The sequence below is a fragment of the Nocardia sp. NPDC050412 genome (assembly GCF_044458825.1).
GTDB lineage: Bacteria > Actinomycetota > Actinomycetes > Mycobacteriales > Mycobacteriaceae > Nocardia.
This window is the reverse complement of record NZ_JBITIJ010000009.1, coordinates 342,307-355,945: the sequence shown is the minus strand read 5'-3', so window position 1 is coordinate 355,945 and position 13,639 is coordinate 342,307. Positions and strand designations below refer to the sequence as shown.

The 13,639-nt window shown below is 64.9% G+C and carries 14 protein-coding genes; 3 read left to right on the top strand and 11 right to left on the bottom strand.

The annotated features are described in order from the left end of the window. Window positions 1-150: 150 nt before the first annotated feature. Entirely contained in the window at window positions 151-531 is a 381-nt protein-coding gene (locus ACIBI6_RS26190; protein ID WP_364342383.1) for a carboxymuconolactone decarboxylase family protein, read from the top strand. Window positions 532-569: 38 nt separating this feature from the next. After that, the gene (locus tag ACIBI6_RS26185; protein ID WP_396958193.1) at window positions 570-1,307 is read left to right on the top strand and encodes an SDR family NAD(P)-dependent oxidoreductase; all 738 of its coding nucleotides are present in this window, start codon (window positions 570-572) and stop codon (window positions 1,305-1,307) included. On the opposite strand, the gene ACIBI6_RS26180 is transcribed toward ACIBI6_RS26185, so the two are convergent. The 10 genes from ACIBI6_RS26180 to ACIBI6_RS26135 form a co-directional block, all read right to left on the bottom strand. Continuing rightward, a complete protein-coding gene (locus ACIBI6_RS26180; protein ID WP_396958192.1) occupies window positions 1,295-1,930 on the bottom strand; it encodes an amidohydrolase family protein in 636 nt (211 codons plus the stop codon). The genes ACIBI6_RS26185 and ACIBI6_RS26180 overlap by 13 nt on opposite strands. Next, window positions 1,884-3,101 (bottom strand): cytochrome P450, encoded by a 1,218-nt coding sequence (locus ACIBI6_RS26175; RefSeq protein ID WP_396958191.1) that lies wholly within the window; start codon window positions 3,099-3,101, stop codon window positions 1,884-1,886. The genes ACIBI6_RS26180 and ACIBI6_RS26175 overlap by 47 nt, the downstream gene beginning before the upstream one ends. 25 nt (window positions 3,102-3,126) lie before the next feature. Next, window positions 3,127-3,321: a 4Fe-4S domain-containing protein gene (locus tag ACIBI6_RS26170; RefSeq protein ID WP_364342398.1), complete on the bottom strand. Its 195-nt coding sequence runs from the start codon at window positions 3,319-3,321 to the stop codon at window positions 3,127-3,129. Between the two features lie 47 nt (window positions 3,322-3,368). Then, a complete protein-coding gene (locus ACIBI6_RS26165; protein ID WP_396958190.1) occupies window positions 3,369-4,565 on the bottom strand; it encodes an NAD(P)/FAD-dependent oxidoreductase in 1,197 nt (398 codons plus the stop codon). A 166-nt stretch (window positions 4,566-4,731) separates the two neighbouring features. Continuing rightward, window positions 4,732-5,562, bottom strand: a complete 831-nt coding sequence (locus ACIBI6_RS26160) for an SDR family oxidoreductase (protein ID WP_396958189.1) — start codon at window positions 5,560-5,562, stop codon at window positions 4,732-4,734. 227 nt (window positions 5,563-5,789) lie between these two features. After that, the gene (locus ACIBI6_RS26155; protein ID WP_396958215.1) at window positions 5,790-5,903 is read right to left on the bottom strand and encodes an AraC family transcriptional regulator; all 114 of its coding nucleotides are present in this window, start codon (window positions 5,901-5,903) and stop codon (window positions 5,790-5,792) included. A 251-nt stretch (window positions 5,904-6,154) separates the two neighbouring features. Continuing rightward, window positions 6,155-7,678: a long-chain fatty acid--CoA ligase gene (locus tag ACIBI6_RS26150; protein WP_396958188.1), complete on the bottom strand. Its 1,524-nt coding sequence runs from the start codon at window positions 7,676-7,678 to the stop codon at window positions 6,155-6,157. A gap of 101 nt (window positions 7,679-7,779) precedes the next feature. Further along, a complete protein-coding gene (locus ACIBI6_RS26145; protein ID WP_396958187.1) occupies window positions 7,780-8,532 on the bottom strand; it encodes an SDR family NAD(P)-dependent oxidoreductase in 753 nt (250 codons plus the stop codon). A gap of 160 nt (window positions 8,533-8,692) precedes the next feature. Beyond that, window positions 8,693-9,352: a TetR/AcrR family transcriptional regulator gene (locus ACIBI6_RS26140; protein ID WP_364342413.1), complete on the bottom strand. Its 660-nt coding sequence runs from the start codon at window positions 9,350-9,352 to the stop codon at window positions 8,693-8,695. A 78-nt stretch (window positions 9,353-9,430) separates the two neighbouring features. Next, window positions 9,431-11,428 (bottom strand): dehydrogenase E1 component subunit alpha/beta, encoded by a 1,998-nt coding sequence (locus ACIBI6_RS26135; RefSeq protein ID WP_364342416.1) that lies wholly within the window; start codon window positions 11,426-11,428, stop codon window positions 9,431-9,433. 135 nt (window positions 11,429-11,563) lie between these two features. Between ACIBI6_RS26135 and ACIBI6_RS26130 the strand changes: the two genes are divergently transcribed. Next, complete coding sequence (locus ACIBI6_RS26130; RefSeq protein WP_364342419.1) at window positions 11,564-12,724, top strand: acyl-CoA dehydrogenase family protein; 1,161 nt, start codon at window positions 11,564-11,566, stop codon at window positions 12,722-12,724. Between the two features lie 40 nt (window positions 12,725-12,764). Here ACIBI6_RS26130 and ACIBI6_RS26125 read toward each other — a convergent pair whose 3' ends face one another. Further along, the gene (locus ACIBI6_RS26125) at window positions 12,765-13,628 is read right to left on the bottom strand and encodes a mycofactocin-coupled SDR family oxidoreductase (protein ID WP_396958186.1); all 864 of its coding nucleotides are present in this window, start codon (window positions 13,626-13,628) and stop codon (window positions 12,765-12,767) included. Between the last annotated feature and the right edge of the window lie 11 nt (window positions 13,629-13,639).

Here is a 13,639-nt window from a genome sequence, read left to right as displayed (position 1 = left end):
ATGTTTCGACCGGTCGGTCTATGACGTTGGTCACGAGACTAGAGCCGAATCCGGTCGGAATCAACAGCCCCTCCAGCATTGATTGTACCGACCGATTGTTCTAAGATTGCCGACTACCAGTAGCACCACGGAATGCGATGGGAGTCGCTGATGACAACCAAGGACACCGACTTGCGCACCGAAGGTCTCGCGGTGATGCGCGCGGCCCTCCCCGGCGTCTTTCCCGAGGGCGATATCGACCTGCGTGACGGCCAGATCGGCGAGGACCTCGTCGAGATCGGTCTGGTCAGCGTCTGGGCCCAGCTGTGGGGCCGGGAGGGGCTCACGCCACGCGATCGCAGCCTGGTCACCCTCGGCATCCTGATCGCACTCGGAGCCGAGAACGAGTTCGGCCACCACGTCCGAATCGGCTTGACCAACGGACTTACCAAGGACGAGATCGCCGAGGTCATCTACCACTCCAGCGGCTATGCCGGATTCCCGCGCGCGACCGCGGCACGTACCGCCGCCAGGGCCGCGCTGGGTGAATAGCCCAGCCCGGCAACCGATTTCGACGCAAAGGAACGAAAATGTCACTTGCAGGCAAGATCGCCGTCGTCACCGGCGGCGGTAGCGGGATCGGCAAGTCCATCGCGACCGTACTCGCGGCCAAAGGCGCCGCGGTCGCGATCTGGGATCTGAACCTCGAAAACGCCGAGAAGACCGCCGCCGCGATCCGCGAGGCGGGCGGTACAGCCATCGCGGTGGCGGGCGACGCGGCGAATGCCGACGCCATCGCCGAGTCGGCAGCCCGCACCCACGCCGAGCTCGGACCCGTCACCGTGCTGGTCAACAATGCCGGAATCACCACATACGAGCCCTTCACGAGCTTGGCCGAGGAATCCTGGGATCGGATGATCGGGATCAATCTCAAGGGTCCCTTCCTGGTCACGCAGGCACTGATCCCCGACATGCTCACGGCCGGGTGGGGCCGGATCATCAATATCTCCTCATCGTCCGCGCAGACCGGAGCCCCGGGCATGGCCCACTACGCGGCATCCAAGGGTGGCGTGATCGGCTTGACGAAGGCGTTGGCGGTCGAGTTCATCGAACAGGGAATCACGGTCAACCACGTTCCGCCCGGATTCATCGATACCCCGCTGACCCGCCAGACCATCGATGTGGAAGCGGCGGCGGCGCATATGCCGATGAAGCGGGCCGGGCAGCCGGAGGACATCGGCCACGCGGTCGCCTACCTGGCCTCCGACGAAGCCGGTTATGTCACGGGACAGACGCTCAGCGTGAACGGCGGACGCTACCTGTTCTGACAGCTCGATCCGCCGATGAAGCCGGGTTCGCGGCTGGGTGGATTCGACTCTGGGTGGGAGTGCTCGACATTCCCACTCCCCGGCAACGGCGCCGTGGTAGCCCCCCAAGGATCTGGAGGCGAATCCGGCCGACGCGGGTGCACTGACAACGCGACGTGCCCGGAGCGGTCCGCGCTCCGGGCACGCGAGCGCGGGTCAAACGCCCTCGGGAACCTCCGCGAGCTGGCGAGCTGCCCCTTGCCCATATTGACGGCCATCATCAGCCCCTTGACGGTGACCGCCGTCTCCGAAGTTTCCTCCTTGACCGAAACCCCGCCGGTGGCGACGTGGAAGAACACCGGCATTCCGTTGGCCTGCGCGGCCGCCCAGATCGGGTCGTAATGCCGCGACCAGTACGGCGCCGGCGGAAGCTCCGGCAGCAGGATGGCCCCGAGCCCGGCGCGGGCACAGCGTTCGATCTCGGCGACCGCGTCCGGAACATCGGTGACAGGGATGGCGGCGGTCGGGCGCATCCGGTCCTTGTATCGGAGATACTTGTACCGGTCGATCCAGGCTTTAAAATGAGGATACTGTTCGCTACCAGGCGACGGGCAGTTCGTAGATGCCGTAGGCAAGCGAATCACCCTTGAACCTCAGCTGGTCGAAGTCGACTCCCAGCCGCAGCGTCGGGATGCGGCGGTAGAGGGTGCCGAATACGACCTCGAGCTCGATGCGTGCGAGCTGCTGGCCGATGCACTGGTGCGGACCCCAGCCGAACGCATGATGATGGCGCGCCTCGCGCTGGAGATCGAGCTTCTCGGGCTCAGGGAAGGCCACCGGGTCGAAGTTGGCCGCGGGCAACGAGCTGATGATGCCCTCCCCCGCTCGGATCGTGTGACCTTCGACCTCGATGTCCTCGGTGGCGATGCGCCGCTGCAACAGATGCGGGATGGTCAGGTAGCGCAGCAGTTCCTCGACCGCGCCCGCGATGACCTTCCGATCCTCGGTTTCGCGCAGCAGCGCCAGCTGGTCCGGATTCTGCAGCAGTAGCGCGGTCGCGAGCGTGATCATATTCGCGCTGGTCTCGTGACCCGCGATGAGCATGATCATGCTCATGATGGTGGCGCCTGGCATATCCAGCTCGCCCGCCTTGACCCGCGCCGCGAGGTCCGAGACCACGTCCTCTTCGGGGTTTTCCATCTTGGCCACGATCAGCTTGCCCAGGTAGGCGCCGAGCGCCGCATTCGAGGCGTTGTTCTCTTCCGGGGTCACCTCCCGACCATTGGTGATCTTGGCGTGTTCCTCGAAGAAGTCGTGATCCTCGTACGGGACGCCGAGGAGCTCGCAGATCATCAGCGACGGCAGCGGCAGCGAGAGCGCCTCCACCAGATCGGCCGGATTGGGCCCCGCCAACATCTTGTCGATGAGTTCGTCGGTGACCCGCTGGATCGCCGGGCGAACCTTCTCCATCCGCCCGCGCGTGAACGAGTTCGTCAGCATCCGGCGCAACCGCGCGTGCTCGGCGCCGTCGGTGTCGAACAGCGTCTTCGGCCGGTCGTGGATCGTCTCGGCGATGGCCGGGGTCATATATGGGAATCCGGGCAGATGGTCGTTGGCGCTGACCCGCGGGTCGGCCATGACCTGTCGCTGCGCGGCGTGCGAGGCGATCAGCCACGGGGTCCGGCCGTCCCAGGTACGCACCCGCGAGAGCGGCAGACCCGCGGTGTGCAATTCACGCAATTCCGGCGGAGGCAGGAAGGGGCACTTGGCATCTCGCGGCGTCGGGTATTCGGGGATATCCACGGTCTCGGTCATGATCGGCTCTCCTTGGGTCGACATTTCATTCCTCGATCGAGATCGCCATCGCGGGACAGATAGCCGCCGCCTGACGGACGTCCTCGGCCTGTTGGGCCGATGGATGTTCGTTCAGCAGCACCACGATGCCGTCCTCGTCGCGCTGGTCGAAGACCTCGGCAGCGGCGGCAACGCATTGTCCGGCCGCGACGCACTTGTCTTCGTCGATGACAACCTTCATGGGGTCTCTCCTGGTCTTTCGGTGAATTGAGCTGGGGCTGAAGGCAATCAGGGCCGAGCGCTGGCAGCGGCCGGACTGGCGAGCGCATCGACGATTTCCTGTCGGCGCAGGCGAGTCTGTTTGGGCATATTCCAGCCGAGGACACCGGTGACCACACCCGAGTCGCGGTACCGCGCGACGAACCTTCCGCCCGCCTGGTCACCGTCGACGAGGTCGACCTCGGCGCCGATGGGAAGCCTGCCGTGCACCTGGATCTTCACGTCGAATTGATCGGTCCAGAAGTAGGGCACCGGCACGTATGGCTGGTCCTCCCCCATGATCACACCTGCGACGGCCGCGGCCTGCTCGGTGGCATTAGTCCGGTTCTCCAGGCGGATCAACTCGCCGAATTGCTCGTGATGCCACCGCGCCAGATCGCCGACGGCGTAAATTCCCTCGGCGGCGCGGCAGCGAGAATCGCAGACCACACCGTTATCGAGCTGCAGTCCACTGTCTTTCAGCCAGTCGGTCGCCGGGGCCGCGCCGATCGCGACCACCACCACATCGGCGGCCAGCAACTCGCCGGTGTCGAGCCGCACGCCGGTAACCCGACCGTCCGCGCCGTCCAAGCCGACGACGCCGGTGCCGAGTCGCAGTCGCACACCGCGATCGGTGTGCAAGTCCGCCAACAGTTTCGACACCATCGGGCCGACCTGCAAAGCCATGGGGGCTGGCTGCGGACCGGTCATCGTCACGTCCAGCCCGAGTGTGCGTGCGGTGGCGGCGATTTCGGCACCGAGGACACCCTCGCCGACGACGACCAACCGCGAGCTGATCAGGAGATCCGCCCGTAGCGCCAATGCGTCGTCGAGGGTGCGCAATACGTGCACGCCGGTCAGGTCGTCCTGACCGGGCAATGTCCGCGCCCGCACACCTGTGGCGAGGACCACCGCCTCCGCCCGCAATTCGTGCCCGGCAGCAGTGCGCACGGTTCGGGTCTTCGGATCCAATCCCGTCGCCTCGGCGCCGAGTACGAATTCGGCATCCAACGCCGCCAGCATCTCCTGCTTGCGCAGCGCGGCCCGATCCGGTGCCCACGCACCGGAGAGCACCTGCTTGGACAGCGGCGGCCGATCGTAGGGCGCATGCGACTCATCGCCGAGCACCGTTATCGGACCTTGAAACCCCTTGCGCCGCAGCGATTCCACCGTCGACAGTCCGGCCGCCGAAGCACCGACCACCAGCACTCGATCCGGCGCGGTCACGCGACTGCCTCGTGAACAAACCTCATCTGCGACTCCCGTTCGATTGCCTCGTGCCGGGCAACAATCGAATGTTAGACCTATCGGTCGGTACAATCAAGGAAAGTCGTCGGCCCCGCAGCAGAGATCAAGCTCGGCCATGAGCGGCCGAGCCCGACAAAGAGTAAACCTATTTCCCGGCCGCGACCTGCACCGCGGCATAAGCACCGCCATCGACGAGCAGGTCGATGCCATTGAGGAAACTCGCCTGATCGGACAGCGCGAATGCGACTACGGCGGCCACTTCACCCGCTTTGCCCATCCGCCGCAGCGGGGAGCCCTCGACGAGTTTGCCCATGATCGGATGTTCTTCGGCTTCCTGTTTGCCCTGCGGCGTCGCGATGATGCCAGGCGATACCGAACAGATGCGCGCACCGGCCGGACCGAGGCGCAGCGCCTCCCGCTGGACGAACCGGTGCACGCCGCGCTTCGCCCAGCTGTACGCGATGCCCGAATTCTCGATGGATACGCCGAGCGTCTCACGCATGCGCTCCAGGAACTTATCGTCGAGCGGATCATCCAGGATCGCCAAAGCGGTGGGATCGGGCACGCTGGGATCGAGCAGCGGCGACATGGACGCGAAGCACACCAGCGCCGTGCCCGTCGAGGCGAGCGGCCTCAGCGCCTCGGCCAGTCGAGCCGTGCCGATCAGGTCGACCTCGAAGATCCGGCGCCAATCCCCCATACTCGGCGAGATGCCCGCCGCGTGCGCGACCGCACGCAGTGTGCCGAGTTCGCTTGTGCGCGCTGCGAGTCGGGCCAACCCGTCGACGTCGGTGATGTCGAGAACGAATGGTTCAGTGCTCGCGCGCCCGGCCTGGTCCAGTTCCTCGGCCGCCGTGGTCACCGTCGCCTCGTCCCGGTCGACGAGCAGCAATACATCCACCGTGTCGACCATGCGCTGCGCACACGAATTGCCCATGCCTCGGCCCGCGCCGGTCGCGATACCTACTGTCGTCATCCGATCCTCCTGTTGCGGCCGCGGGCCCGGCCCGGCAGTCCTCGAGCTGCGGAGCGCGCCGCACAGGTAATCAGCTTGAGCGAAAACCGGCGCCATTGGCGAGAAACCCGGAGAATGACGTTCTCCACTCCGAGGTGGACGTTACCTCGACGATGCCGGCGATGACGTGCCGGGGCTAGGGAGCGCGGTCCCGAATGGATGGTGTACCTGGCTACACCATGGCCGACTCATCGGGCCGCCACCCCGTGGCGGTACTCAACCGGGGTGCAGCCCGCGAAGCTACGGTGGGCGCGACTGAAGGCGCTGGCGCTGCCGAAGCCGACCGACATGGCGACCTCCAGGATGTTTCACTCCCGGCTGCGCAAGTGCGACCATGGCCCGAATCAGCCTGGCCTGCACCAGGAAATCCCGCCAGGTCATATCGGCGGGCGCAACGGCCCCATCCTGATGAGACCAATGTCGGGATGAGCCCGTCGCTACCTCAACCTCGGTCAAATCCGAGCTCGCGCAAAGCTTCTGGTTTTCAGCCCGGCGTGTCGTGCGGAGAGTCGCTGTGCGACAGCGTCCGAGGGTGTGCGAGAGCCGCGTGAACTCAGGCGGTCCCGTCGCGCAATACGCGCTTGAGCACCTTCCCGGAAGGAGTTCTCGGCAAAGAGTCGATGCATTCGATCTCCGCGGGCACTTTATATTTCGCCAAGCGGGTGCGACAGAAATCCTTCAGCGCCTCGGCGTCGAAGTGGCTGCCGGCGCGCAGCACCACGAATGCCTTCGGCACCTCGCCCCAGCGCGGATGGGGCATGCCGACGACCGCCGCCTCGACCACATCCGGATACTCGTACAGCACCCGTTCGACCTCCGGGGTGGCGATATTCTCCCCGCCCGAGACGATCATGTCCTTCTTGCGGTCCTCGATGTAGAGGTAGCCGTCTTCGTCGAGGCGGCCGATATCGCCGGTGTGAAACCATCCGTTGCGCAGGGCCGAGCGGGTGGCCGCCTCGTCACGCCAATAGCCGGACGTCACCTTGGGCCCGCGGATGACGATCTCGCCGAGTTGTCCGGCCGGAACAGGGGTATCGCGCTCGTCGACAATGGCGACCTCGACATCGGCCACCGGCCGCCCGACCGAGCCGACCTTCGATCGCATGTGCTCGACATCGTTGACGGTATCGCCGGAGACGGTTTCGGTGAGACCGTAGGCGTCGGCGAACCAGACATCCGCGAACGCATCGGCGATCCGGTCGAGCAGCGGGATGGGCATCTTCTCGCCACCACCGGTGATGAAGCGGATCGATGAGGTGTCTCGCTCGGCGATATCGGGCAGTTGCAGCAGTGCGTTCATCATCGACGGCGCCAGCCAGACATTGGTCGGGCGAAGCTGTTCGATCGCGTCCACTACCGCGGCGGCGTCGAAACGGCGAATCAGGCTCAATCGCCCACCAGCGTGGAAGGTGGCCAGGCCCGGCAGATCCATTCCGCCGACGTGGTAGAGCGGGCCGCAGACCAGGGTGTTGTCCGCGGCGGTCAGCGAGAACTCGAGGATGTGCGCAAGATTCTTCCAGGTCAGGTTCTGGTGGGAGATCATCACACCCTTCGGGCGCGAGGTCGTTCCCGAGGTGTACATAAGTCGTTGCAGCGCATCGGGTTCCACATCGACCACGTCCGTCGTCCGGCCGATATTCGGCGCGACCAGCGCGTCGTATTCCAGCCACGACGGATCAGGTGCCGCATCGAGCGTCACGCGGTGTCGCAGCTGCGGCAAGGACGGGGCCAATGCGTCGATGCCCGTGGTGAACTCGGACTCCGTGACGATGGCACCGGCATTCGAATGCTCGAGAATGTACTGCCATTCCGCCGGAGACAACCGATAGTTGAGCGGCATGATCGCGGCGCCGATGTGATTGGCCGCGAGCATGGTTTCCACGAATTCGATCCGGTTGTACAGCAGCACGGCGACGATGTCGCCCGGTGCGACTCCCAGCTCACGCAGCGTGAGGGCCAGCGCATGCACGCGGGTGCGCAGTTCGGCGTAGGTCAACGCCCGATCGCCTTCGGACAGTGCGATTTCGGCTGCGTATTGTTGCGCGTTCCGGTCGAATACGGCGGCGAAGTTGAACATTCACGGGCCTTCGCTGTGAAGAGGAAGCTGAAAGTTTTCTGTACCGATCAGACTAATCAACCGTGGCGCGGCAGACAACCATTCGCGACGGTTGCGCCACATCACGGCAATGAGTAGCCGCCGTCGACGACCAGGGAATGCCCGGTGACCCAACGCGATTCATCGCTGGCGAGATAGACGACCGCGCCGGTGATGTCGGCGGGCGCACCGAATCCGAGCGGATGCTTCGCCTCGATCGCATTCATCGCTTCGGCGGGCAGGCCGTCGTGCACAGCCGTCGGAAAGGTGCCGGGACATACGGCGTTGACCCGAATCCCCTCCTTGGCGTATTCGAGTGCGGCGACGCGGGTCAGGTGGATCACCCCAGCCTTCGAGGCGCAATATGGCGCGGCATAAGCCCAAGCGGTCAGCCCACTGACGGAGGCGATATTGACGATGGAGACATTCGACTTCTTGCGCAGCGCGCGGGCTACGGCACGGATGCCATGGAAAGTGCCGGTCAGGTTGACAGACATGGTGCGCTGCCAGTCCTCGGTGGACAGGTGGTGGATGCGGGCGTTCGGCGACACGATGCCCGCGGTGTTCACCAGCACATCGACGGTGCCGCTGCGCTCGACCGCGGACCGGATGAGTGCGTCGAATTCGTCACCATCGGCGACGTCCAGCCGCTCCGCTGCCACGGTAATTCCCTTGGCGCGCAATGTATCCGCTAGCGAAGCCATGCCATCGACATCGACATCGGCGAGGACGAGATCGCGAACCCCCTCCTCGGCGCAGCGCAGCGCGACCGCCGAGCCGAGCGCGCCACCTGCGCCGGTCACCACCGCGGTCTTGCCTTCGAGCCTCGAACCCATGCCGGCCTCCCATGTCGGGACTGTCAATTAATTAGAACACTCGGTATACAAAACCAAAACCGCAATTCTGTCAAGGTCTCGCGGGCCGACCGCCGGAAACGCCGAACGCCGCGTCGGACAACACACGGTTGTCGAACGCGGCGTTCGGATCGACCAGATGCTAGGCGCTACTCGCCACCGTCTGCGCCTCGACCTGCGCCTCCAGCGCCTCGAGATCACATTCGCCGTCAGCGAAGCCATTGAAGAGGGTGTGGCAGTAGGACTTCGACAGGAATTTCGCATCCCACCGCTTATCCGGATCGAGCCACTGATAGGTGCGGTTGTGCATATTGAGAAACTGCAACATGGCCAGGGTCGGATCGGCCTTGCTCAGCGATCCGTCGTCCATCGCGTCGACCAGTAGCGACCGCACGACATTCTCGACTTCCTTGCGCTTCTCGAGCATGCGGGACAGATTCTCGCCGGTCAGTTGGCGATAGTCGTGTTCGTACACCCAGATATGGTCCAGGCGCCCGAATATGACATTCAGCAATTCCTCGGACAACAACCGAAGTTTGACCAGCGGCGCAGCATCCAACTCCTGGATGCGCGCGGCGACGACCAACAACGGGTCGAGCACCCTGCCCTGGATTTCGACGAGCAGATTTTCCTTGGAGCCGATGTAGTAGTACAGCGCACCCTTGGCAAGGCCGACCGTGTCACCGATCTCGATGATCCCGGTCGCGGCATAACCCTTTTTCGCGAATAGCGCCGCGGCCGTATCGATGATTTCCTGTCGCTTGACCTCGTAGGCAGGTCCGTGTCCTGGTGGTCGAGCCATTTCATCCCTCCCTCGGTCGCGTGCGAACCGAGTATACGCAGAGTGAACGGTCGGTAGAAACTACCGTCTCGGCGTCGGTCACGGGTGGGCGTCCAAGGATTCGCGAATCGCGGCCTCGATGCGCGCCTCGTCGGGCAGCCAGATCTGCTCCAGCGTCGGGCTGTATGGCGCGGGTGTCGGACCGGCCGTCACTCGGATCACCGGCGCGTCCAGGTACCAGAATCCCTCGCGGACGGCGCGGGCGGCCAGTTCGGCGCCGACGCCGAATTCACCGACGGCCTGATGGACGACCACCAGACGATTCGTCTTGCGCAGCGAGGTCAGGACGGTATCGAAGTCCAGCGGACTGATGGTCCGCAGATCGATGACCTCGACCTCGATGCCCTCGGCGGACAGGCGATCGGCCACGGCGAGGCAGTCGTACATCATCTTCGAATACGAGACCACGGTCGCGTCGACGCCGGGTCGTCGCACGATCGCCTTGCCGAGGGGCACAATGTGATCCGCCGACGGCTCGGGCCCCTTCTTGCCGTACAGCAGGCGGTTCTCGATGAAGATCACCGGATTGGGATCCTGGATCGCGGCGCGCAACAAGCCGTAGGTATCGGCCGGAGTCGACGGCATCACCACCGTCAGCCCGGGGATGTGCGCGAGCAGACCCTCCAGACTCTGAGAATGCTGGCTGCCGGAGGATTTGCCCGCACCGAACTGGGTGCGCACCACCAGTGGCATGGTCACCGCGCCGCCGGTCATGAAGCGCAATTTGGCCGCCTGGTTCATCAATTGATCCAGGCAGACGCCGATGAAGTCGAAGTACATCAGTTCGACGACCGGGCGGTAGCCCGCCATCGCCGCACCCACCGCGGTCCCCATGATCGCGCTTTCGGAAATCGGGGTGTCACGGACGCGGCCCGGGTATTTCTCGGCCAGACCGCGCGTCAATCCGTAGACATTGCCGCCCTTTCCGACATCGATGCCCGCCAGGAAGACGGTCGGATCGTCCGCGAGCTCACGATTCAACGCATTGGTGATCGCATGCATGATTTTCAGCGATCCGTCGGTCGGTGTCGCCGGTTCCGGTATGTCGGCACGTGGTGTGGTGACGAAATCGCCGGCCGTCTCGGCGGCGGGGTACGGTGCGGCGGTGGCCTGCTCGATCGCGTGCTCGATCACTGCGTCGACCTCACGCTCGACGACGGTCAGTTGCTCGGCCAGCCCGCGCCCGCGCATGGTGTCGCCGAGCAGTACCAGCGGATCGCGCTTCTTCCATTCGGCGAGTTCTTCGGCGTCCCGGTAGCTTTCGGGATCGCCCTCGTAGTGCCCGTGCCAGCGGTAGGTGGTGGCCTCGACGATCATCGGGCCCACACCGGCGCGCAGCTGAGTAACGAGCTCGCGCTGTAGCGCCGCGACCTGCACGACATCATTGCCGTCCACCCCGTGGTATTCGACGCCGTAGCCCGCCGCGCGCTCGCGCAGGGTCGCCCGGTGCTGGTCGGCCGCCGCGGAGAATTCGGAGTAGCCGTTGTTCTCGCAGAAGAAGATGACAGGCAGGTCCCACACCGCGGCCAAATTGACCGATTCATGAAACACCCCCTGGGCGATGGCGCCGTCGCCGAAGAAGGCGACGACCACGCCGCCGCCCCGGCGCAGCTGGGCGGCGGTGCCGGCGCCGACCGCGATCGGCAGGCCCGCACCTACAATGCCGTTCGCGCCGAAGATCCCCTTGCGTGGATCCGCGATGTGCATGGAACCGCCGCGCCCCTTGCAGGTTCCGCTCTCCTTGCCCATGAGCTCGGCGAACATGCCGTCGACATCGAGGCCCTTGGCGATGCAGTGGCCGTGGCCACGATGGGTCGAGGTCACCACATCCCGGTCGTCCAGTGGCCAGCAGGCGCCGACCGCGGATGCCTCCTGACCGATGGACAGATGCAGGAATCCCGGTATCCGGCTGTCGCGGTAGAGCCGGGCGGCGTGCTCTTCGAACCGCCGAATCGTCAGCATTCTGCGGTACATCTCGGTCAGCGTCGCCGCATTCCCCAAGTCCGTTGTCCGCGAATTGGATTCAGTCATTGTCATGGATTTCTCACCGATCGGTCGACGGCCTCGCACTCGGTGCGACTGTTGACGTGCGGCACCGATGGTAAATATTATACCGAGTGTTCGAAAAAACAAGAGTCGCTGTTGGCGACCAGACGACAGGACGGACTCGCTATGGATCTAGACCTGCCAGCCGAGGCGATCGAGCTACAGAAGCTGTGCCGTGACTTCGCCGAACGGGAGATCGAGCCGCATGCCGAGTCCTGGTCGGAGCAGGAACGATTCCCGTCCCAGGTCTTCTTGAAAATGGGCGAGTTGGACCTGACCGGATTGCTCGTCGCCCCCGAGTACGGCGGCACCGATGTCGGGTTCGTCTCCTATGTGGCCGCCATGGAAATGATCGGCGCGGCGGATCAGTCGCTGGCCGCCTGCTGGAACGCCCACTCCACCATCGCCTCGCTGCCCCTGGCCACCTTCGGCACCCAGGAACAGAAGGCGAAATGGCTGACGCCGCTCGCGCAGGGCACCCATATCGGCGCCTTCGGACTGACGGAACCGACCGCGGGCTCGGATGCGGCCGGTATCCGGACCACCGCTCGGCGTGACGGTGACGGATGGCTCATCAACGGCACCAAAATGTTCATCACCAATGCGGGCACCGAGATCAGTCTCGGCGTCACGATTCTCGCGGTGACCGGCACCGATAATGACGGAACCAGAAGGTACGGAACGTTTTTCGTGCCGACCGGCACACCGGGCTATACCGTCGGCCATCCGATGAAGAAGCTCGGCTGGCATGCGATGGATTCGCGGGAGCTGATCTTCGACGATTGCTGGATCCCGGGCGAGAACCTGATCGGCGACGAGGGCAACGGATTACGGCAGTTCCTCGATGTGCTCGACGGCGGCCGCATCAGCGTCGCGGCACTGGCGCTGTCCCTGGCCCAAGAGGCGCTCGATCTCGCTGCCACCCATGCGTCCCAACGCGAACAGTTCGGCAAGCCGCTCTCGGCGTTCCAGGCGGTACAGCACAAGCTCGCCGATATGGCCACCGAGGTCGAAGCGGCACGCGCCCTCGTCTATCGCGCCGCATGGCTCGCCGACGAGGGCAGGCCGTTCGGCCAAGCGGCGGCCATGGCCAAGTTGTACGCCTCCGAGGTGGCCAATCGAGCGGCCAGCGCCAGCGTCCAGATCCACGGCGGCTATGGCTATATGCGCGAGTCGAAGATCTCGCGCTTCTACGCCGATGCCAAGATTCTCGAAATCGGCGAGGGCACCAACGAGATTCAGCGCAATGTGATCGCGCGGTATGTGGCGCGCTCGGCCCGAGCCTGAATGGGGTGGGTGGGCAGCCGACCACTGCCCACCCACCTGGTCAGAAAGTCGGCAGCTGGGGGCGCTTCTTGACGTAACCACCGGCGTCGACACGCATCTGCATGCCGGTCACCCACCGGGATTCCTCGGAAATCAGAAAGAGCACGGCGTCGGCGATGTCCTCGGGTTCGACATAGGGGTTGCCCATGCCGGTGGTCGCGGGAAAGGAGACCAAGGCATCCTCGCGCGTCGGATTCTCCAGATCGGGCCGGAACGAGCGGTACATGAGCTCGTTCTTGAGCATGTCGGTATTGACGTTCGTCGGGTGCACCGCATTGGCCCTGATCTGCCGGGATGCGAGTACGGTCGCGAGATCGTGGATGAAGGCGGCGACGGTGCGCTTGGCAAAGGAGTAACCGAGACCGCCGGGACCGTTGGCGGGGTTGTCGACGCTCGCCGGAATCAGCGCGGCCAGCGATCCGGTCGCCACGATCGAGGCCCCCGCCTTCAAATGCGGCAGGGCGGCCTCGACGGCGTGGACGACGCCGTTGAAATCGACGGTGATGGCATCGATGAAGGCCAGTGCACTGTCCTGCGGACCCAACGGGGCGATACCGGCTTGTGCGACAACGCCATCGAGCCTGCCGAACTCGGCAACCCCTTCGGCCACGGCGGCCTTCAATGCGGCCGGGTCGCGCACATCGGCCTTACGGGCGACGATGCGCCGCCCGAGCTTGTCGACCAGGCGGGCGGTTTCGTCGAGGTCGTCCTGACTCGCCAGCGCATAACCGTTGGTGGGGATGTTCTCGCACAGATCGACGGCGATGATGTCGGCGCCCTCCTCCGCGAGCCGCAGCGCGTGTGCGCGCCCCTGACCGCGGGCGGCTCCGGTAATGAAGACGACTTTGTCCTGTACTCGACCCATCGTGGGTTTCC

Excerpts from the sequence above, each read along its gene's own strand:
- ACIBI6_RS26190 (WP_364342383.1), top strand. The coding sequence starts at position 151 with ATGACAACCAAGGACACCGACTTGCGCACCGAAGGTCTCGCGGTGATG.
- ACIBI6_RS26185 (WP_396958193.1), top strand. The coding sequence starts at position 570 with ATGTCACTTGCAGGCAAGATCGCCGTCGTCACCGGCGGCGGTAGCGGG.
- ACIBI6_RS26175 (WP_396958191.1), bottom strand. The coding sequence starts at position 3,101 with ATGACCGAGACCGTGGATATCCCCGAATACCCGACGCCGCGAGATGCC.
- ACIBI6_RS26170 (WP_364342398.1), bottom strand. The coding sequence starts at position 3,321 with ATGAAGGTTGTCATCGACGAAGACAAGTGCGTCGCGGCCGGACAATGC.
- ACIBI6_RS26160 (WP_396958189.1), bottom strand. The coding sequence starts at position 5,562 with ATGACGACAGTAGGTATCGCGACCGGCGCGGGCCGAGGCATGGGCAAT.
- ACIBI6_RS26150 (WP_396958188.1), bottom strand. The coding sequence starts at position 7,678 with ATGTTCAACTTCGCCGCCGTATTCGACCGGAACGCGCAACAATACGCA.
- ACIBI6_RS26145 (WP_396958187.1), bottom strand. The coding sequence starts at position 8,532 with ATGGGTTCGAGGCTCGAAGGCAAGACCGCGGTGGTGACCGGCGCAGGT.
- ACIBI6_RS26140 (WP_364342413.1), bottom strand. The coding sequence starts at position 9,352 with ATGGCTCGACCACCAGGACACGGACCTGCCTACGAGGTCAAGCGACAG.
- ACIBI6_RS26135 (WP_364342416.1), bottom strand. The coding sequence starts at position 11,428 with ATGACAATGACTGAATCCAATTCGCGGACAACGGACTTGGGGAATGCG.
- ACIBI6_RS26130 (WP_364342419.1), top strand. The coding sequence starts at position 11,564 with ATGGATCTAGACCTGCCAGCCGAGGCGATCGAGCTACAGAAGCTGTGC.
- ACIBI6_RS26125 (WP_396958186.1), bottom strand. The coding sequence starts at position 13,628 with ATGGGTCGAGTACAGGACAAAGTCGTCTTCATTACCGGAGCCGCCCGC.